Annotated in this window: 16 protein-coding genes; 5 read left to right on the plus strand and 11 right to left on the minus strand. The window is 68.3% G+C overall.

Annotated features, from left to right (window positions below):
* The first annotated feature begins 16 nt into the window (after positions 1-16).
* Positions 17-505, plus strand: coding sequence for a YajQ family cyclic di-GMP-binding protein (locus AC4D2R_RS01185; protein WP_120164599.1), 489 nt, complete (start codon positions 17-19; stop codon positions 503-505).
* A 76-nt stretch (positions 506-581) separates the two neighbouring features.
* Here AC4D2R_RS01185 and htpX read toward each other — a convergent pair whose 3' ends face one another.
* From htpX to AC4D2R_RS01200, 3 genes are all read right to left on the minus strand, one after another.
* Positions 582-1,463, minus strand: a complete 882-nt coding sequence (gene htpX, locus AC4D2R_RS01190; protein WP_490936670.1) for a zinc metalloprotease HtpX — start codon at positions 1,461-1,463, stop codon at positions 582-584.
* Positions 1,464-1,720: 257 nt separating this feature from the next.
* Positions 1,721-3,004 (minus strand): MFS transporter, encoded by a 1,284-nt coding sequence (locus AC4D2R_RS01195; RefSeq protein WP_490936672.1) that lies wholly within the window; start codon positions 3,002-3,004, stop codon positions 1,721-1,723.
* A gap of 37 nt (positions 3,005-3,041) precedes the next feature.
* A complete protein-coding gene (locus AC4D2R_RS01200) occupies positions 3,042-3,737 on the minus strand; it encodes an esterase/lipase family protein (protein WP_490936674.1) in 696 nt (231 codons plus the stop codon).
* Between the two features lie 103 nt (positions 3,738-3,840).
* On the opposite strand from AC4D2R_RS01200, the gene AC4D2R_RS01205 reads away from it, so the two are divergent.
* Together AC4D2R_RS01205 and AC4D2R_RS01210 are read left to right on the plus strand one after the other, a co-directional pair.
* Positions 3,841-4,308, plus strand: a complete 468-nt coding sequence (locus tag AC4D2R_RS01205; RefSeq protein ID WP_490936676.1) for a Fur family transcriptional regulator — start codon at positions 3,841-3,843, stop codon at positions 4,306-4,308.
* A gap of 15 nt (positions 4,309-4,323) precedes the next feature.
* The gene (locus tag AC4D2R_RS01210) at positions 4,324-5,805 is read left to right on the plus strand and encodes a catalase (protein WP_490901149.1); all 1,482 of its coding nucleotides are present in this window, start codon (positions 4,324-4,326) and stop codon (positions 5,803-5,805) included.
* A gap of 254 nt (positions 5,806-6,059) precedes the next feature.
* Here AC4D2R_RS01210 and AC4D2R_RS01215 read toward each other — a convergent pair whose 3' ends face one another.
* From AC4D2R_RS01215 to AC4D2R_RS01225, 3 genes are all read right to left on the minus strand, one after another.
* A complete protein-coding gene (locus AC4D2R_RS01215) occupies positions 6,060-7,574 on the minus strand; it encodes an amino acid permease (protein WP_490936678.1) in 1,515 nt (504 codons plus the stop codon).
* A gap of 375 nt (positions 7,575-7,949) precedes the next feature.
* A complete protein-coding gene (locus AC4D2R_RS01220; RefSeq protein WP_490936680.1) occupies positions 7,950-10,502 on the minus strand; it encodes an MMPL family transporter in 2,553 nt (850 codons plus the stop codon).
* A 51-nt stretch (positions 10,503-10,553) separates the two neighbouring features.
* Positions 10,554-11,183: a TetR/AcrR family transcriptional regulator gene (locus tag AC4D2R_RS01225; protein WP_490936682.1), complete on the minus strand. Its 630-nt coding sequence runs from the start codon at positions 11,181-11,183 to the stop codon at positions 10,554-10,556.
* 125 nt (positions 11,184-11,308) lie between these two features.
* Between AC4D2R_RS01225 and AC4D2R_RS01230 the strand changes: the two genes are divergently transcribed.
* Positions 11,309-12,283 (plus strand): aldo/keto reductase, encoded by a 975-nt coding sequence (locus AC4D2R_RS01230; RefSeq protein WP_490936684.1) that lies wholly within the window; start codon positions 11,309-11,311, stop codon positions 12,281-12,283.
* Positions 12,284-12,328: 45 nt separating this feature from the next.
* On the opposite strand, the gene AC4D2R_RS01235 is transcribed toward AC4D2R_RS01230, so the two are convergent.
* On the minus strand, positions 12,329-14,050 hold the full coding sequence (locus AC4D2R_RS01235; RefSeq protein WP_490936686.1) for an amidase: 1,722 nt from the start codon (positions 14,048-14,050) through the stop codon (positions 12,329-12,331).
* Complete coding sequence (locus AC4D2R_RS01240; protein WP_490936688.1) at positions 14,050-15,093, minus strand: agmatine deiminase family protein; 1,044 nt, start codon at positions 15,091-15,093, stop codon at positions 14,050-14,052. The genes AC4D2R_RS01235 and AC4D2R_RS01240 overlap by 1 nt, the downstream gene beginning before the upstream one ends.
* A gap of 141 nt (positions 15,094-15,234) precedes the next feature.
* Here AC4D2R_RS01240 and AC4D2R_RS01245 point away from each other — a divergent pair, with 141 nt between their 5' ends.
* Entirely contained in the window at positions 15,235-15,876 is a 642-nt protein-coding gene (locus tag AC4D2R_RS01245; RefSeq protein WP_490936690.1) for a TetR/AcrR family transcriptional regulator, read from the plus strand.
* 172 nt (positions 15,877-16,048) lie between these two features.
* Here the strand turns inward: AC4D2R_RS01245 and AC4D2R_RS01250 are convergent, their stop codons facing one another.
* From AC4D2R_RS01250 to AC4D2R_RS01260, 3 genes are all read right to left on the minus strand, one after another.
* Positions 16,049-16,435: a DUF779 domain-containing protein gene (locus AC4D2R_RS01250; protein ID WP_490936692.1), complete on the minus strand. Its 387-nt coding sequence runs from the start codon at positions 16,433-16,435 to the stop codon at positions 16,049-16,051.
* Positions 16,436-16,444: 9 nt separating this feature from the next.
* Entirely contained in the window at positions 16,445-17,968 is a 1,524-nt protein-coding gene (gene exaC, locus AC4D2R_RS01255; RefSeq protein WP_490936694.1) for an acetaldehyde dehydrogenase ExaC, read from the minus strand.
* Positions 17,969-18,073: 105 nt separating this feature from the next.
* On the minus strand, positions 18,074-19,399 hold the full coding sequence (locus AC4D2R_RS01260; RefSeq protein ID WP_490936696.1) for a transcriptional regulator: 1,326 nt from the start codon (positions 19,397-19,399) through the stop codon (positions 18,074-18,076).
* Positions 19,400-19,415 lie beyond the last annotated feature (16 nt).

Consider the following 19,415-nt stretch of genomic DNA (forward strand, 5'->3'; position numbering starts at 1 on the left):
ATTTCAAGGAGGAACAGTGGCGAGCGAATCCACGTTCGACGTCGTGAGCAAAGTGGACAAGCAGGAGGTGGCCAACGCGCTGAACCAGGCCCAGAAGGAGATCGCCCAGCGGTACGACTTCAAGGGCGTCGGTGCCGAGGTCGACTTCAGCGGCGAAAAGATCCTCATGAAGGCCAACTCGGAGGAGCGGGTCCTTGCGGTCCTCGACGTACTCCAGTCGAAGATGATCAAGCGCGGGATCTCCCTGAAGTCCCTCGACACCGGCGAGCCCTACCCCTCCGGCAAGGAATTCCGCCTCGAGACCTCCATCAAGGAGGGCATCGCCCAGGACATCGCCAAGAAGATCAACAAGCTGATCCGCGACGAGGCACCCAAGGGCGTCAAGTCCCAGATCCAGGGCGACGAGCTGCGCGTCAGCTCGAAGTCCCGCGACGACCTTCAGGCAACGATGGCGCTGCTGAAGAACTTCGACGAAGCGGACCTGCAGTTCGTGAATATGCGCTAAGAAGCATTGACGAATGACGGCGGCCCCACCATCAGGTGGGGTCGCCGTCGTCGTTTGGAATCGAAGCCGGGTTGGGTCAGCTGCTGATGGGCCGGCCCGCCATGCCCTCGAGCCGGGCGATGCGCTGGCCCATGGGCGGGTGGCTCGCGAAGAGCCGCTGCATCCCGCCGCCGCGGAACGGGTTGGCGATCATCAGGTGCGAGGTGTTAACGAGCCGCTGGTCCTGGGGAAGGGGGGCGCGCTGGGTTCCCATCTCAAGCTTGCGCAGGGCCGAGGCGAGCGCCAGGGGGTCGCCGGTGAGCCGGGCGCCGTCCTCGTCGGCGTCGTACTCGCGGGTGCGTCCGATGGCCATCTGGATCACCGCCGCCGCCATCGGGGCGAGGAAGGCGAGCAGCAGCGCCGCGATGGGGTTGCCTCCACCGTTGCGGTTGCCGCCCATCATCCCGGTGAAGGCGAACATCTGCGCCACGGAGGTGATGACCCCGGCGACGGCGGCCGCGATGGACCCGGTGAGGATGTCCCGGTTGTAAACGTGCATCAGCTCATGCCCGAGCACCCCGCGCAGTTCGCGCTCGTTGAGCAGCTGCAGGATCCCTTGGGTGCAGCACACCGCCGCGTTCTCGGGGTTGCGGCCGGTGGCGAAGGCGTTCGGCGCGAGCGTGGGCGAAATGTAGAGCCGCGGCATGGGCTGGTTGGCACGGGCGCTGAGTTCGCGCACGATGCGGTACATGGCCGGCGCCTGCTGTTCGGTCACCTCGACGGCCTGCATGCTGCGGATCGCCAGCTTGTCGCTGTTCCAGTAGCTGTAGGCGATCGAGCCGACGCCGATGAGGGCGAAGATCAACAGGAACGCGGAGTTCCTCGTGGCGCTGGCGATGACCGCGCCGAACAGCAGGAACAGCCCCATCAGGGATCCGAACAACAACGCCGTCTTGGCACCGTTGAAATGATTGTGCACTGGTGAGCAACTCCTTCGGAGAACGCTTGGTTTCACGGGTAGAACGCACCGGCACGGCCGCCCGTTCCACCGATTCTACGGTTCCGCGCTGCGAGCGGTGCAGGAGGATTGCCGGTGCTCCGCCTCTGATCCCCCGGCTTTGACGGCGCCGTCCGGCGTGTCGCCGGCGGCCCGCCGGTTTTCGGAGCCCCGGGACGGCAAAGCCGCAGGATCCGGCACGCAGGGGGCCTCCGCGGGAGCAGGCCGGGCCGGACGGCTCAGGCCTCGGGGCTGCGGGAGTCGTACCGGGTGAACCGGGGCTGCCACCGCACAAGCACCCCGACCAGCCCGATGCACAGCAGGCCGCCGACCACCGGCGTCCATCCCTCGCCCAGCCACTCGGCGTTCGTACCGGCGAATATGTCGCCGAGGCGCGGGCCGCCTGCGACGACGACGATGAAGACCCCCTGGAGGCGGCCGCGCATCGCGTCGGGCGTTGCCGACTGCAGGATGGTGCTGCGGAAGACCCCGCTGACGGAGTCGGCGATGCCGGCCAGCACCAGGCACAGCGCGGCGGGAACGATCCATGGTGAGATTCCCGCCCCGGGGCCCGCGCCTCCGCCGGCCCCGGCCAGGACGACAATGAACCCGAAGGCGGTGACCGATGCCCCCCAGCCCGCCACCGACCAGGCAACGGCGAGCCCCTGGCGGTGGATCCGCCCCAGCGGGCCGGAGAACAGCCCGGCCAGGACGGCGCCGAACGCCACCGCGGCGAGCAGGATGCCCACGGTGAGCTCACCGCCGCCGATCAGCACCGCGCCGATGGCCGGGAGCAGGGCCCGCGGCTGGGCCAGCACCATCGCCACGAGGTCGATGATGAAGGTCATGCGGATGTTCGGGCGCGTGCCGAGGTAACGGAACCCCTCAAGCACCGTGGAGAGCCCCGCCCGGCGGACCTCCCCCTCCGGCGGCATGGCGGGAAGGGAAAACACCGCCCAGAGCGCGGCGGTGAAGGTCACGACGTCGATGGTGTAGGTCCAGCCGTAGCCCACCTGCGCCACGAGCACTCCGGCGAGGAGCGGGCCGACCGTCATCGCCAGGCCGAAGGTGATCATGCTCAGGGCGTTGGCGGCGGGAAGCAGTTCGGGGCGCACCAGCCGCGGAATGATCGAGCTGCGCGTGGGCTGGTTGATGCCCGCGGCCCCGCTCTGAAGCGCGACCAGGCAGTACAGCAGCCAGACGTTGTCCAGTCCCAGCCAGGCCTGCGCCGCGACGGCGATTGTGGTCAGCCACAGCGCGAGCCCCGACAGCAGGGCGACAGTGCGCCGGTCGTGCGCGTCGGCGATCGCTCCGCCGTAGAGCCCGGCCACGATGAGGGGAATCAGGGCGAACAGCCCCAGCAGGCCGACGCTGAGGCTTGAGGAGGTGAGCGCGTACACCTGCAGGCTGACCGCGACAAGGGTGAGCTGGGTTCCGGTGGCCGAAAGCGTGGTTCCGATGAACAGCCTGCGGAATGCCCGGCTCTCGCGGAGGGGCGTGAGGTCGGCTAGGAGGCGGGGCACTCGAAAAGTCTAGCCGCGTACCTGTTCACTTCGGCAACTATTCCGTGGCGGCGATCGCGTCGTCGACGACTTTCAGGACGCGCGGGTCGGCGATCGGCCGGAAGTGCCCCATCGTCTCAAGCCGGATGTTGCGCGCTCCCCGGAGGAAACTTCCGCCGGGAATGTGCGGATCGAAGCTCCCGAAGATCGAGGTGATCCGGGAGTTCACCTCGAGGTTGTTCAGCAGCGTCACGAGGGTGCGGTTGCGGGGAGCGAACGCGCGGATGCTTGGCACGAGGAAGAAGTTTGCGTAGACCGAGCCTGAGAACGGGGTGTTGATCGCCACAAGGCGGCTGATCCGCTCCGCCGGGCCCGGCGTCGTCATCATGAACTTGCCGATCAGCCCGCCCTTGCTGTGGGCGACGACGACGACGTTTTCGAGGGCGCGTTCCTCAAGGTACTCGGCGGCCAGGGCCGCCATCGCCTCGACTGTTCCGCGGTTGTACCCGAGGCGCTCGACGACGTGCACCGGATGTCCGGCCCGGTGCAGGTGTTCGGCGACGGGCCTCATGAACTGCCACGTCTCGTAGATCCCCGGGATCAGCAGGACCGGCAGCTTCGGCGCCGCCCCCGCCTCCCCTGCGGGGTGGAGGTAGCGGGCCGGATCCTCCCTCACGAAGAATCCGTGAACCTGCCAGAAGCCAACGTAGGCGTAATCAAGCATCCAGGCCCAGGCGCGCCGCATCAGATCCATTCCCCCACCGTACCCAAACCGCGGCCCACACCACGCCCGTGCCCGGGCGCAAGTTAGCCGAACCTTATTATGAGTTGCTCAGGATTAGTGGTTGACTCCAAGAATGCCTGAAGCCCCTCCGCACCCCGATGCGCTCTCCGCGCTGTGGTCGAAGCAGCTTCGCGATGCCGGCCGGCGCGTCACCCGCCAGCGGCTGGCGGTCCTCGCCGCCGTCGAGCACGCCCCGCACGCCACGGCCGACGACGCCGCCGCCGCGGTGCGCTCCGAACTCCCGCACATCGCGGTCCAGTCCATCTACGTGATCCTGGCCGACCTCACCCAGGTCGGGCTGCTGCGCCGCATCGAGACGCCGCACTCCCCCGCCAGGTACGAAACGCGGGTGAACGACAACCACCACCACGCGGTGTGCACCGGTTGCGGGCGCATCGAAGACGTTGACTGCGCGGTGGGCCACGCCCCCTGCCTCACTCCGCACTGGGCCCCCGGTTCAGCACCCATGACGATCCGCATCGCCGATGTCCTGTACCAGGGCCTCTGCGGCGACTGCGGCACGAAGACCAGCACCACCTAAGAAAAAGGAGCAACATTGTCCGCTAATTTCAGCACCACGCAGTCCGGCGCCCCTGTCGTCGATGACAGCCATTCGTCGGCGATCGGCCGCGACGGCGCCATCCCGCTGACCGACCACTACCTCGTCGAGAAGCTCGCCCAGTTCAACCGCGAGCGGGTCCCCGAGCGTGTTGTCCACGCCAAGGGCGGCGGAGCGTTCGGCGTTTTCGAAACCACCGAAGACGTGAGCATGTTCACCAAGGCGGCCCTGTTCCAGAAGGGTGCCACCACCGAGACGCTGCTGCGTTTCTCCTCCGTGGCCGGCGAGCAGGGCTCCCCCGACACGTGGCGCGACCCCCGCGGCTTCGCGCTGAAGTTCTACACCTCCGAGGGCAACTACGACCTCGTGGGCAACAACACGCCCGTCTTCTTCATCCGCGACGGCATCAAGTTCCCCGACTTTATCCACTCGCAGAAGCGCCTGCCCGGCACCAACCTGCGCGACGCCGACATGCAGTGGGACTTCTGGACGCTCAGCCCCGAATCCGCCCACCAGGTGACCTGGCTCATGGGCGACCGCGGCCTTCCGGCCTCCTGGCGCACCATGAACGGCTACGGCTCGCACACCTACATGTGGATCAACGAGTCCGGCGAGAAGTTCTGGGTGAAGTACCACTTCAAGTCCAACCAGGGCCATGAGACGCTGACCGTCGACGAGGCGGAGTCCCTCGCCGGCTCCGACGCCGACCATCACCTGCGCGACCTCTCGGAGAACATCGCCAAGGGCAACCACCCGAGCTGGGACCTCAAGGTCCAGATCATGCCCTACCACGACGCCAAGAACTACCGCTTCAACCCGTTCGACCTCACCAAGGTCTGGCCGCAGGGCGACTACCCGCTGATCCCGGTCGGGAAGCTGACCCTGAACCGCAACCCGGAGAACTACTTCGCGCAGATCGAACAGGCAACCTTCGCGCCGTCGAACTTCGTGCCCGGCATCGCGGCAAGCCCTGACCGCATGCTGCAGGCGCGCATCTTCTCCTACGCCGATGCCCACCGCTACCGCGTGGGCACCAACCACGCGCAGCTGCCGGTGAACATGCCCAAGAACGAGGTGCGCAGCTACTCCAAGGACGGCGCGGGCCGGTACCACTTCAACTCCGCCTCCACCCCCGTCTACGCACCGAACTCGGTGGGCGGCCCCGCGGCCGACCCGGCGCTCTACGGCGCGCACGGCGGGTGGGAGAACGACGGCGACCTCGTGCGGGCCGCCCACACTCTCCACGCCGAGGACGACGACTTCGGCCAGGCCGGGACGCTGTACCGCGAGGTCTTCGACGACGCCGCACGCGCCCGGTTCCTGCAGACCATCACCGGCGCCGTCGGCGGCGTCGTGAGCACCGAGATCCGGGAGCGGGCCATCCAGTACTGGACCAACGTCGACGCCGTGCTCGGTGCGAAGCTGCGTGCGAACCTCGGCACCGCAAACGCTTCCGAGTCGGAGGCCGCGCTCTACTAAGGGCGCACCGTTCGTCTGCACCACGTCCATCCCGGCCGCTCCGGCAGCGGCACGGCCGGCAGGCGTCGAAAGGGCGGCCCCCTCGGGGAGCCGCCCTTTCGGCGTTAATCCTGAATCGACGGCGGAACGGATGGCGGGCCGCCGGACGCCGGGCGCACCCGTTGACAACGGACACGCCTGAAAACGACGAACGCACCCGGGGTTCCGGGTGCGTTCGCCGTTTCGGAGTGCGTTTGCCGCTTCGGGGCGCGCGCCTACTTCCCGACGGGGAGCGGGTTCTCGGACGGGGCAACGTCGCCGGCAGGGGCCTTGTTCAGCCGTGAGTTGCGGTAGCCGTAGACGAAGTAGATGGAGAATCCGAGGACAAGCCATCCGGCGAAGAAGATCCAGGTGATCGTGGCGAGGTTGAGCATGAGGTAGATGCACAGCAGCGCCGAGAGGATCGGAAGAACCTTGCCGAACGGTACGCGGAATGCCGGGCGCAGGTCGGGGCGCTTCCGACGCAGCACGAGAATGCCCAGGCTCACCATGATGAACGCGGAAAGAGTGCCGATGTTGATCATCTCGGCGAGGATCTCCACCTGGGTGAAGCCGGCGATCAGGGCAACGATGACACCGCACAGGATCTGCGTGCGGGCGGGCGTTCCGTGCTTGGCCGAGGTGAGGCTGAGGAACCGCGGAAGCAGTCCGTCGCGGCTGAGGGCGAACACCACGCGGGCAAGGCCCATGAGCAGCACCATGATGACGGTCGTGAGGCCGATGAGGCTGCCGACCGAAATCACTCCCGCCGCCCAGTCGGCGCCCACGAGTTGGAAGGCGGTGGCCAGGGAAGGCGCACCGGAAGCGCCGAGGTCGGTGTAGGACACCATGCCCGTGACAACGAGGGTGACGAGGATGTACAGCACCGTGACGACGGCCAGGCCGGCGAAGATGCCGCGCGGCAGGGTGCGGCTGGGGTTCTTGACCTCTTCGGCGGAGGTGGCGACGACGTCGAAGCCGATGAAGGCGAAGAAGACAAGTGCCGCACCGGAAATGACGCCGGTGAAGCCGAACGCCGAGGGGGTGGCGCCGCTGAGGAATGAGAGGAAGGGCTGGTCGGTCCAGCTTGCGGCGGCGTCGGCCGGGGGCTGGGACGCGGGCACGAACGGCGCGTAGTTCTCGGGGCTGACGTAGAAGAAGCCGACCACGATGACGAAGAGGACGATCGCGATCTTGATCACCGTGAAGACGCTGTTCACGCGGGCGGAAAGCTTGGTCCCGATCACCAGCACTGCGGTGAACACGGCAACGATCAGGAGTGGTCCCCAGTACAGGGGAAGGCCGAAGAAGCTGATCTCGGAAGGGACGTCCAGGTTCAGGACGGCGAAGAGGTCGCTGAGGTAGATGCCCCAGAACTTGGCGATGACGGCGGCTGCCATGAGCAGCTCGAGGATGAGGTTCCAGCCGATGATCCAGGCGAGGAGTTCGCCCATCGTCGCGTAGGTGAAGACGTAGGCGCTTCCGGCGACCGGGATCGCTGTGGCGAATTCGGCGTAGCACATGATGGCCAGGGCGCAGGTGATGGCGGCGAGCACGAAGGAGATGGAGACTGCCGGGCCCGCGTTGAAGGCTGCTGCCTGTGCGCCCACGGAGAAAATCCCCGCCCCCACGGCGACCGCGATACCCATGATCATCAGATCCCAGGTGTTCAGGGAGCGCTTGAGCGTACGTCCCTTTTCGTCAGAATCAGCAATCGACTGCTCTATCGATTTGGTGCGGAAAAGATTCACGTGATCGGTCCTTCTGATGGAATCGCGGCAGTTCGGGGAAAACTGCCCCGATAATCCTAAATTCGTCCATCCAGCGGTCCGGAATCCGTCCACATCGTGAGACGGCATGAGGTGCGGCCGGCCCGCCGGACCAGAACCGCCGTTGAGGTCATCAGTGCAGCAGCGGGGCGTCGGCTGCCGCACCCGTTCGTGTCCCCCGCACCACGAAGCGACGAACACCCCCGGGATACGGCGTGCGGCTGTCGCATCCGCGTGCGGCGGTCACTTCAGTGTGCGGCGGTCACATCCGGGCAGCACGGGCGCGGGCCGGCGCACCGAGGGTGCGCGCCGCATCCGGCGGGCGCTGGCCGGCGCGGCGGCGATCGGACCGGCGCGTCAGCGGACGACGGCGACCGGCTCCGGCCGGGGCTCCGGCTGCGCGGAGAGCTTCGCGCCTTCGACGTCGACGTCGGGCAGGACCCGGTCGAGCCAGCGCGGAATCCACCACGCCTTCTTCCCGAGCAGGTACATGGCCGCGGGAACGAGCGTCATGCGCACCACGAAGGCGTCAAGCAGCACGCCGAACGCCAGCCCGAACCCGATGGGCCGCACCATCGTCAGGTGTGAGAACACGAAGCCGGCGAACACCGAGACCATGATGATGGCGGCTGCCGTCACCACGCGGGCGCCGTGGCTGAAGCCGACCCGGACCGCGGCGCGGGCGGAGCCACCGTGGACGTACGCCTCCCGCATCCCGGAGACCAGGAACATTTGGTAGTCCATGGCAAGTCCGAACAGCACCCCGATGAGGATGATCGGCAGGAAGCTCAGGATCGGACCCGGGTTCGTGACGCCGAAGATCCCGCCGAGCCATCCCCACTGGTAAATCGCCACGGTCGCCCCGAAGCTTGCCAGCAGCGAGAGCAGGAACCCTGCGGTGGCGATCAGCGGCACGAGGATTGACCGGAAGACCAGCAGCAGCAGGATCAGCGAGAGGCCGACGACGATGCCCAGGTACAGCGGCATGGCCTCCATGAGCTTGGCCGAGACGTCGATGTTGGCCGCCGTCTGGCCGGTCACCGCGATCGAGGCGCCGGTGTCGGCCTCCACGGCGGCGGAGGACGCCCGCAGGTCGCGCACCAGGTTTTCGGTGGACTCGCTGGCCGGGCCTTCCTCGGGCAGCACCTGGAAGACAGCAGTCCGGCCGTCGTCGCTGACCGCCGCAGGAACTGATGCGGCAACGTCGTCGATGGCGGCAAGGCGGTCGTTGATGTCGAGGCGCAGGGCCGTGAGTTCCGCCTCGTCGGCGGTCTCCGGCAGCGACCCCACGACGATGAGCGGACCGTTGGTTCCCTCGCCGAACTTCTCACCGACGGCACTGTAGGCCTTGAACGCCGTCGAGTCGGCAGGCTCGGAGCCGCCGTCGGGCAGGCCGACCCGGAGCTGGGCCGCCGGCACGGCGATGACGCCGAGCAGGAGGATTCCGGCAAGCAGGGTGAGCAGCGGCTTCCGCGTGACCACTCCGCCCCAGCCGGAGCCGGCCTGCGCCCGCCGGTCGGCAGCCGCCTGGTCGGTGTCGCTGAGGGCGGACGCCGAGGCAGCCGCCTGTGCCTGCTTCGCCCAGCGCCTCTTCGAGATGAGCCGCATGCCGATGACGCCCAGGAGGGCCGGGGTGAGGGTCAGCGCCACGAGCACTGAGACGGCCACCGTACCGGCCGCGGAGAGGCCCATGATGGTCAGGAACGGCAGCCCCGGCACTGCCAGCGCCGCGAGCGCGACAACCACGGTGATGCCCGCGAAGAGGACGGCGTTGCCCGCGGTCCCCGTGGCGCGGCCCACCGATTCCTGCAGCTCCATCCCCGCGAGCAGCTGGGTGCGGTGGCGGTTCACGATGAACAGCGAATAGTCGATGCCCACAGCGAGACCGAGCATCAGGGCCAGCACCGGGGAGATGCTGTTCATTTCGATGATCCCCGACAGCGCGAAGGTTGCCCCGACGCCGACGCCCACGCCGATCACGGCCATCAGCAGCGGGAGCCCGGCGGCAATGAGCGTGCCGAGCATGACCACGAGAACGAGGGCGGCGATGAGCAGCCCGATGATCTCGGAATTCCCGAAGATCTCGGAGACGTCCTCGACGATGTCCTTGCTGTAGTCGACGGTGATTCCGGTGTCCGGCGCCATCCCGGTTGAGTCCTGGACGGCCTCCCGCAGCTCAGGGCTGACGGCGTTGATCTGCTGTTCGAACTGGACGCTGGCCACGGCGGCAGATGAATCATCGGACACCAGCCGGACCCCGGAACTCGAGGCAAGCTGGCGCTCGGCGAGTTCCAGGTCGGTGCGCCCCTGATCGAGCCGGGCTTCAGCCTCCTCAAGCTTGGCTTCGTTGGCCTCGAGTTGCGCCTGCCCCTCGGCCAGCTGCGCCTGCGCGGCACGGGCCTGGGCTTCGGGAAGGAACTGTGCGCCCTGCTCAAGCTGCGCCCGCTGGGCCTGGAGCTGCTCCCGGCCCTGCTCGAGCTGCGCCCGGCCGGCGTCGAGCTCCTCCTGCCCGGCTGCAAGCTCGGCCCTGCCGTTGTCGATGTCGGCGCGGCCCTGCGCAACCTGAGCCTCGACGTCGAACGGGTCTACGACGGCGCGCACGCCGTCCAGTTCCGCCACCTGCGCGAGGGACCGCTGCACGGCGGCCCGCTGCTCCTCGGTGAAGGCCGAGCCGTCGCGGGCCTGGAACACGACGGTTCCGGTTCCTCCGACAGCCTCGGGCAGGGCGGTGCGCAGCTGGTTCGATACCCGCTGGGACTCCGTGCCGGGGATGGAGAAGTTGTTGGTCAGCGTGCCGGAGAACAGGACGGCACCCCCGCCCACGGCGAGGATGATTGCCAGCCAGGCGGAGACCACCCACCAGCGCCTGCGGTAGGCGAACTTGCCGAGCCGGTAGAGCAGAAATGCCATGAGGGGTTGTCCTTGGGGTGACGAGGTGGGGTTGGTGGGCGGGGCGGGCGGTCAGGGCGAGCGGCGGAACCCGTCCCGGAGCATCGAGAGGGCCTTCACCATGCGCTTCTCGAGGTCGGCACCGGCGTCGTCGTCCGGTCCGGGCCGGTCGGCCGCCCAGTCCTGGAGGGCCGCCTTCGCGCAGGAGAGCACCGATCCGACAAGCGCGCTGACGTAAAGGGTTGACGAGGAACTGCCGAGACGGTCGTGGACGGCCTCCACGATGCGGGCCTCGGCACGCTCCCAGGCGTAGAGCTGCGCCCGCAGCAGTTCCGGGTTTCCCTCGGCCATGCGGAAGAGCTCGCCCTGCACCGCGAGGTTCTGCACCTTGGCGGCAGCGGTCAGCCCGCCGATCATGGCGTCGAGCAGGGGTTCTTCGGCGGGTCGTTCAAGGAAGCTGCCGATGGCGAGGTCGAGGAAGGATTCCATGCGCACGCTGAGCGCTTCCTCGGCGCTGTGGAAGTAGTTGAAGAAGGTGCGCCGTGAGACTCCGGCCTGGACGGCGATCTGTTCCGCCGTGAAGGCACCGGGGCCGTGGCTGCGCGCGAGCGTCAGCGCCGCTTCGGCAATGGCCCTTCGGGTGTCGAGCTTGTTCTGCTCCCTGCGGCCCCGCGGCTCGGCCGTTTCTTCTTCCGTCTCCACGCTTCGAGGGTACGCCGAATTTTGCACACAGTGCAAGAAATATTCGGGTGGATCACGTTGGACCAAGGCCTGGGGCCGCCGCGCGGGTCTAGGCTTGCCCTGAAACTCCACCGAAAGGCACTGAAATGAAGCGCATCTTCCTTGGATCGGAGCTGGAGGTACCACGGCTGGGCCTTGGCTGCATGGGAATGTCGGCCTTCTACACAGGCAGTGGCACCGACGACGATGCCTCAGTGCGGACGATCCACCGGGCGCTCGAGTTGGGCATCACCTTCTTTGACACGGCCGAGATCTACGGCCCCTACACGAACGAGGAACTGCTGGGCCGAGCCTTCGCCGACCGGCGGGACCAGGTGGTGATCGCCACCAAATTCGGAACCATCCGCCATACCGGCTCGGGCGAGCGGGGTCTCGACGGCAGCCCGGCCAATGTGCGTCTGTCCGTCGAAGGCTCGCTGCGGCGCCTCCGCACCGACTACATCGACCTCTACTACCAGCACCGGATGGACCCCGCCGTACCCGTCGAGGAGACGATGGGCGCGCTGGCCGAGCTCGTCGGGCAGGGAAAGATCCGGCATATCGGCCTGTCCGAGGCGGCCCCGGCCACCCTCCGCCGGGCCCACGCCGTGCATCCGGTGACGGCCCTGCAGACCGAATACTCGCTGTGGACCCGCGACCCTGAGCAGGAGATCCTTCCACTGGTGCGCGAACTCGGAATCGGGTTCGTTCCCTACTCGCCTTTGGGCCGCGGATTCCTCACCGGCACCATCCGCACCCTAGACCAGCTCGACGAAGCCGACTTCCGGCGCCACAGCCCGCGCTTCGCCGGGGAGAACCTCAAAGCGAACATCCGGATCGTCGAACAGGTCGACGCCGTGGCGCGGCAGGTCGGAGCCACTCCAGGGCAGGTCGCCCTGGCGTGGCTTTTCGCCCAGGGCGGTGACCTTGCCCCGATTCCGGGCACGCGTCGGATCCACCACCTCGAGGAGAATGTCGCCGCCGAGGCCCTTGAGCTGACGCCGGAGCACCTCGCCGCGCTCAGTGCCGTCGCCGCGCCCGTCGGGGACCGGTATGCGGACATGTCAACGGTGAACCGCTGATCCGGGACTGAAGCCCGGGCTCAGCGGCGAGGCCCAACGGCCGGCTCAGTCGAGCCGCGGCGTCCTCGGGGGAAGGGTGCGCCGCGTTCCTGTCGCCTCGAACGCGGCGGCGAGGGTGAGCAGCGCCGTGTCTTCATAGGCCCGTCCGGCGAAGGTGAGGCCCACCGGCATTCCGATGTCGGACATCGTGCCCATTGGCACCGTGACAGTGGGGATTCCGAGGTGCCTCGGGACGAGGTTGCCGTTGGCGACCCACACGCCGTTGCGCCACCCGAGGTCGGCCGAGGCCTCATTGACGTCCATGTCGGCCGGGCCGACGTCGGCGGCGGCGGGGAACACGACGGCATCCAGGCCGAGGCGGTCCATCCAGTCCTCGAGGTCCACGCGGCGGGTTTCCTCGAGCCCGCGCAGGCCCTCGGCCAGGTGCGGGATTTCGAGGAACGATCCGACGGGGTGGTCGCGGACGCGGGCCGGGTAGGTGGTGATGTCGTCGTCGAAGCCGTGGTAGCGGTCCGGCAGCGCCCCCGGTGGGGATGGGAAGATCGCCCCGCCGTCGACCGCCGTGAGGGTATCCAGGGCCGGGTCGCCGTTGGCCTTGAGGAAGTCGTCCCACGCCCAGGCGGAGAGGTCGGTGATCTCGCGCTCGAGATACTCCGGGCTGACGAGGCCGCGCGCGGCGAGGGTGGGCGCGCCGGGGCGGTCGCCTTCGTAGTTGGAAACCACCGGGAAATCGACAAGCACCACCTCGGCTCCTGCGGCTTCGAGGTCGCGGCGCGCGGCCTCCCACAGGTCGATGACGGACGGGCGGGTCGCGATGCGCGTGCCGGTTGGCCCGCCGATGCCCGGGCTCCCGCCCGTCCCGGCCTCCGGGTCGGCGTTGATGTACATGCGCGGCACGCCGAAACGCCTGCCCCTCAGGGCCGCCCGTGCGCCCTCGATGCCCGCTGGGGCAAGCGCCGGGTAGGACTGCGGACGGAGGGCCGACGCCGGCGGAATCGGAATCCACGGCTGGGCCCGCCAGAAGTCGCCGCGCGTCTCGGTGTCATCGGCGACGATCACATCGAGGAGCTCAAGCAGGTCCGTCATGGAGCGGGTATGCGGGACGACGACGTCCATGGTCGGCACCAGGGGCCAGTTGCCGCGCACCGAGATGACTCCGCGGGACGGCGTGTAGGCGCACAGGGCGTTGTTCGACGCCGGTGCCCGTCCGCTTGACCAGGTTTCCTCGCCCAGGCCGAAGGCCGCGAAGCTTGCCGCCGTCGCCGTCCCGGAGCCGTTCGATGATCCGGAGGCGAACGCGGCGGTGAGGTAACCGGCGTTGTAGGGACTCTCGGCCCGGCCGTAGAGGCCCCGCTGCATGCCCCCGTTGGCCATGGGCGGCATGTTCGTCAGGCCGATCAGCACCGCCCCCGCACCCCGCAGCCGTTCGATGGTGAAGGCGTCGCGCTGGGCGGTGAGGTGCTCGAAGGCGGGCGAACCGGCAGCCGCGGTGAGCCCTGCGGCGAGGTAGCTGTCCTTGGCCGTGTACGGGATGCCGTCAAGCGGCCCGAGCACCGCGCCGCGGGCGCGCCGGGCGTCGGAGGCCCGGGCGTCGGCCAGCGCCTCGGGGTTTCGCACAACGACCGCGTTGAGCGCGATGCCGCTGCTGTCATAGGCCTCGATGCGCTCAAGGTAGGCCCGGGTCAGCTCCTCGCTGGTCGTGGCGCCTGACTCAAGTGCGGCGCGAAGCTGCGCAATGGAGGCCTCGACGACGTCGAACCGGGCCATCAGGCGTGCCTCCCGCCAAGTGCGGGCTGCTGCTGGGTGATGCAGTGGACGCCTCCGCCGCGGGCGAGGATCGGCCGGGCATCCACCGTCACCACGCGGCGGCCCGGATAGGCCTCGGCGAGGATCTCCGCGGCGAGGCTGTCGGCGTGTTCCTCCCCGTAGCCGCACGCGATGACCCCGCCGTTGACCACGAGGTGGTTCACGTAGCTCCAGTCCACGAAGCCCTCCTCGTCGCGCAGGGTTGCCGGCGCCGGCAGCTGGATCACCTCGAAGGGTTTGCCGTCGGCATCGGTCTGGGTGTCGAAGAAGGCGGCGAGACTGCGGCTGACGTCGAAGTCGGGGTGGTCGGGGTTGGTCTGGGCGTGCAGGAGGATCCGGCCGGGTGAGGGCAGGGTGGCAACCATGTCGATGTGGCCGCGGGTGCCAAGGTCCTCGTAGTCGCGGGTGAGGCCGCGCGGCACCCAGATGGTCTTCGTGGTCCCGAGGGTGCGTTCAAGTTCCGCCTCGACGCGCGCCTTGTCGGCATAGGGGTTGCGGCCCGGGTCGAGCTGCACGGTTTCGGTGACAAGGACTGTTCCCCTGCCGTCGACGTGGATGGCGCCGCCTTCGTTGACGAGCATCGAGCTGACGAGCTCGGCGCCGCTCCGGGCTGCGATGAAGCGGCCCATTCCGGCGCTCTTTTCCCATTCGGACCAGGCCGGCGCGCCCCAGCCGTTGAAGGTCCAGTCCACCGCGCCGAGGACGCCGGGGCGTTCGTCGTCGACGACGAAGGTCGGACCGACGTCGCGCATCCAGAACTCGTCGAGGGGGGCCTCGATCAGGTCGATGCCCCCGCCCAGCATGTCCCGGGCGCGTACGCGCTCGCTGGGATCGACGACCATGGTGACCGGCTCGAACTCGGCGACGGCATGGGCGACGGCGGTCCAGGCCGCATACGCTTCGGCTGCCGACGCGGGGTCCTCCCCCAGTGTCAGGCCTGCCCGGGGGAACGCCATCCAGGTGCGCTCGTGGGGTGCGGTCTCGGCCGGCATTCTCCAGGCCATGGGTGGCTCCTCCGTGATTCGGCCATGCGCGGCATCCTTGCCGGAGCAGGCGCAGGGTTCGTGCTGGTGCGGCACCGGGTGCGGAACCGCTTATTGATCGTATGATCAATAGAGTTGAAAACTACTTTAGACTGGGACGTGATGTCAAGCACCGTATCCAAGCGCGCAGCGCGGAAGCCTCCCTCCGAACGCGCCGCCGAAATCGCCGAAGCGGCCCGGGAACTCGCCCTCGAGCGGGGGCTGTCGGCGATCTCGCTGCGCAGCGTTGCGGCACGGGTGGGAGTCGCCTCGGGGCTTGTCGCGCACTACCAGCCCAATGTCGACGCGCTTGTGGCGTTCACCTTCTCCACGATCGTCGCGGCCGAGACGGCCGAGGTCGCCGCGATGCTGGACCGGCTCCCGGACCCCCCAGAGCGGCTCGCACTGCTCCTTGACACCCTGCTCGACGGCGGCCGCCTTGACGTGACGGCGGTCTGGGTCGAAGCGTGGTCCCTGGGCCGCCGGAACGAGGCCCTTGCGGCAAGCGTGAGGGAGCAGATGGACGCCTGGCAGGCGGTGCTGCAGGACGTGGTCGAAGCCGGCATTGCGGCAGGGAAGTTTGAAACCCCGGATGCTGCTTCAGTCGCCTGGCAGATCCTGGGCATGATCGACGGACTCAACGCCCAGGCCCTCGTGCGCTGGAACGGCGTCAACGACCGCGGAGCGCACCTCGCCCACGCGGTTGAAGGAATGGTCGGTGCGGCCCGCGGTTCGCTGGTTCCCGGAAGCCTGCCGCAGGGCTGAGCCCGGCCGCCCGAAGACTGCGGTGCCACCGGCCGGTGCATACGGGGCCTCCCGCGGCCGCTTCGCCGGGACCGTGCCTGGAAACGAGCGCGGCCGGCCTCGGCATAGAGCAGGAGCCCCGGCTGGGCCGGGGCTCCTGCGGTGCAATGCTGTCCGTCCGTGAAGGATGCCGCTAGGGCATCAGCCGCGAGCGGATGAGGAACCGTTTGCCCTCGGGTGCCTCAACGGAGAACCCGCTCCCCCGACCGGGCACGACGTCAACGGTCAGGTGCGTGTGCTTCCAGTACTCGAACTGCTCGCGGGACATCCAGAAGTCGATGAGCCTGCTGCCGTCGTCCGCGATGTCGAGGACGCCGAGCAGCACATCGGCCTCGGCCGTGATGAAGTCCCCCGCCGGATAACACATGGGCGAGGATCCGTCACAGCACCCTCCGGACTGGTGGAACATCAGCGGTCCGTGGAGGTCCCACAGCTTGCGCAGCAGTTCCACCGCCGGATCCGTCAGGGCCACCCGGGAGAAATCCTCCCCCGGGATGACCACCGAGGCATCAACTGTCACTGCGTCTCCTTAGAAGAACCCCAGTTTGTTTTCGGAGTAGCTGACCAGGAGGTTCTTCGTCTGCTGGTAGTGGTCAAGCATCATCGCGTGGTTTTCCCGCCCGATGCCCGATGACTTGTACCCGCCGAACGCGGCCCCGGCCGGGTAGGCGTGGTAGTTGTTGACCCAGACCCGCCCGGCCTGGATTTCGCGGCCGGCGCGGTAGGCGATGTTGCCGTTGCGCGACCAGACGCCTGCGCCGAGCCCGTAGAGGGTGTCGTTGGCGATCTCGAGGGCCTCGGCGTAGTCCGAGAACCGCGTGACCGAGACGACCGGCCCGAAGATCTCCTCCTGGAAGACCCGCATGCTGTTGGTTCCCTCGAACACGGTCGGCTTCACGTAGTAGCCCTCGGCGAGGTCGCCGTCGAGCATCAGCCGCTCACCGCCGGTGAGGACCTTCGCCCCCTCCTGCCGGCCGATGTCGAAGTAGGAGAGGATCTTCTCGAGCTGGTCGTTGGAGGCCTGCGCTCCGACCTGCGTGTCGGTGTCGAGCGGGTTGCCCTGGACCATCTTCTCGACGCGGGCGAGGGCGTCGGCCATGAAGGAGTCGTAGATCGAGCCCTGGATCAGCGCCCGCGACGGGCAGGTGCACACTTCGCCCTGGTTGAAGGCGAACAGGGCGAACCCTTCGAGCGCCTTGTCGTAGAACGAGTCGTTGTTCTGCGCCACATCCGAGAAGAAGATGTTCGGGCTCTTTCCACCAAGTTCAAGGGTGACCGGGATGAGGTTCTGGCTGGCGTACTGGCTGATCAGCCGGCCCGTGGTCGTCTCGCCGGTGAATGCGATCTTGCGGATGCGCTTCGAGGAGGCAAGGGGCTTGCCGGCCTCCACGCCGAACCCGTTCACCACGTTGACAACGCCTGCCGGGAGGATGTCGCTGAGCAGTTCCATAAGCACGAGGATTGAGGTCGGTGTCTGCTCCGCCGGCTTGAGCACGACGGCGTTGCCCGCGGCGAGCGCGGGGGCGAGCTTCCAGACGGCCATCAGGATGGGGAAGTTCCAGGGGATGATCTGCCCGACCACGCCCAGCGGCTCGTGGTAGTGGTAGGCCGTTGTGTCGTCGTCGAGCTGGGAGATCCCGCCCTCCTGTGCACGGACGGCACTGGCGAAGTACCGGAAGTGGTCGGCTGCCAGGGGAAGGTCAGCGGCGAGGGTCTCGCGCACGGGCTTGCCGTTGTCCCAGGTTTCGGCGACCGCGAGCATTTCGAGGTTCTCCTCGATCCGGTCAGCCACCCGGTTTAGGACCGCCGCCCGCTCCGCAACCGATGTCTTGCCCCAGGCCGGGGCCGCCTTGTGCGCGGCGTCGAGGGCGAGTTCGATGTCCTCCGCGGTTCCGCGTGCGACCTCGCAGAAGGCCTTCCCGGTCACCGGCGAAATGTTCTCGAAGTACTGGCCCTTGATCGGAGGAGCCCATTCGCCGCCGATCCAATTCTCGTAGCGCGGCTTGAAACTGACCTTTGAACCATCCTGGCCAGGCTGGGCGTAAACAGTCATTGTCCAACTCCTTGAACTTGGTTACACGGTGGACGTCCTTATCCACCCGCCCGACGCTAGGGGCCGGTATGTTGCATCAACGTTGCACCAGGCACGCGGCGGCGGTCAGACCCGGCCCGGTACGCCCAGTTCCTGCTCCAGCCATTCGATGTGCCCGACGACGGCGGCCCGCTTGGGCGAGCGCGCCGGAAGGACCTTCAGGGACAGCTGCCACGCCTCGGCGTCGTATTCGGCTTCGGGGAGCTGGAGGTAGCGCAGCAGGGTGTCGAGGCCGCCGTCGTTCAGCACGGCATCGCGCAGCAGGCAGCTGACTTCGCTGCGCAGCCGCAGGACCGCCGGCGCCTGCGAGCGGGGAAGCACCTGCCCGTTGTACATGCCCAAGGCGAGCCTGTGGGCGCCGCGGTGCAGGTAGTTGAGGACCTGGACGGCGTCGACGACCAGCTCGGACGGCAGCCGGTAGGGGCGCGACCTCGGCACGAGCGCTCCGGCCGAGTGGGCCAGTGCCTTGCGCAGCCTGAGCATCTCGGCCCGGACGGTGGTCACCGAGGCGTGCTCCGGATAGGCCATGACCGCCAGCTGTTCCGCGGAAAGGCCCTCGGGGTGAAGTGCCAGGAGGGTGAGCAGTTCCGCGTGGCGCAGGGTCAGCTCGATGGTGCGGCCGCCGGCGTGGAGGACCCCCGGATCCTTGCCGAGGATCTGCAGGCTGTCCCGGTACAGCGTTGCGGGCTTCGCCGCCGCGCGGTGCCCGGGCTTGGCGAGCCGGCTCTGGAGCCGTTGAATGCTCAGCTGGGACTCAGCGGCGACGACGCTGGCTTCGACAAGGGCAAGCGTGTGACCGGCCACGGCCTGGGAGTCCCCGGTGATGTCGACGACGCCGAGCACCGCCCCGGTATCCGGGTCGTGCACCGGTACGGCGGTGCAGCTCCAGGGGTGCGCCTGGGCGTTGAAGTGCTCGGCGCCGGCGATCTGCACGCTTTCCCCGAGGGCCAGGGCTGTGCCCGGCGCGCTGGTCCCCACCGCAGACTCGGACCAGTCGGCGCCTTCGGTGAACAGCATTTGCTCAGCCCTGCGGCGCAGCGAATGCTCCCCGTGCACCCACAGGAGCCGGCCGTTCTCGTCGCCCACCGCCACGAGCAGCCCGCTGTCCCTGCTCGGCTGGACCAGCAGGCGTTCGATGACGGGCATGACGGCGGCCAGCGGGTGGCGTTGGCGGTAATCCTCGAGTTCGTCCTCGGACAGGCTCACCCGCGCCTGGGCGCCCTCGGGGCTGCGCAGGTGCGCCAGGGAGCGGAGCCAGGAATCGCGGACGAGGCCGCGGAGGTCGCCGTCGACGCCGGATCCCTGGCCGAGTGCGAGATGGGCGGCGAAGGCACGCTGCTGCACGGAATGCGACGAGAGCTCCCCCAGGGGCGACTGTCGGGACAGCGGCATCTTCACTCCACTCGTG

The organism is Arthrobacter sp. TJ-217 (genome assembly GCF_058269255.1).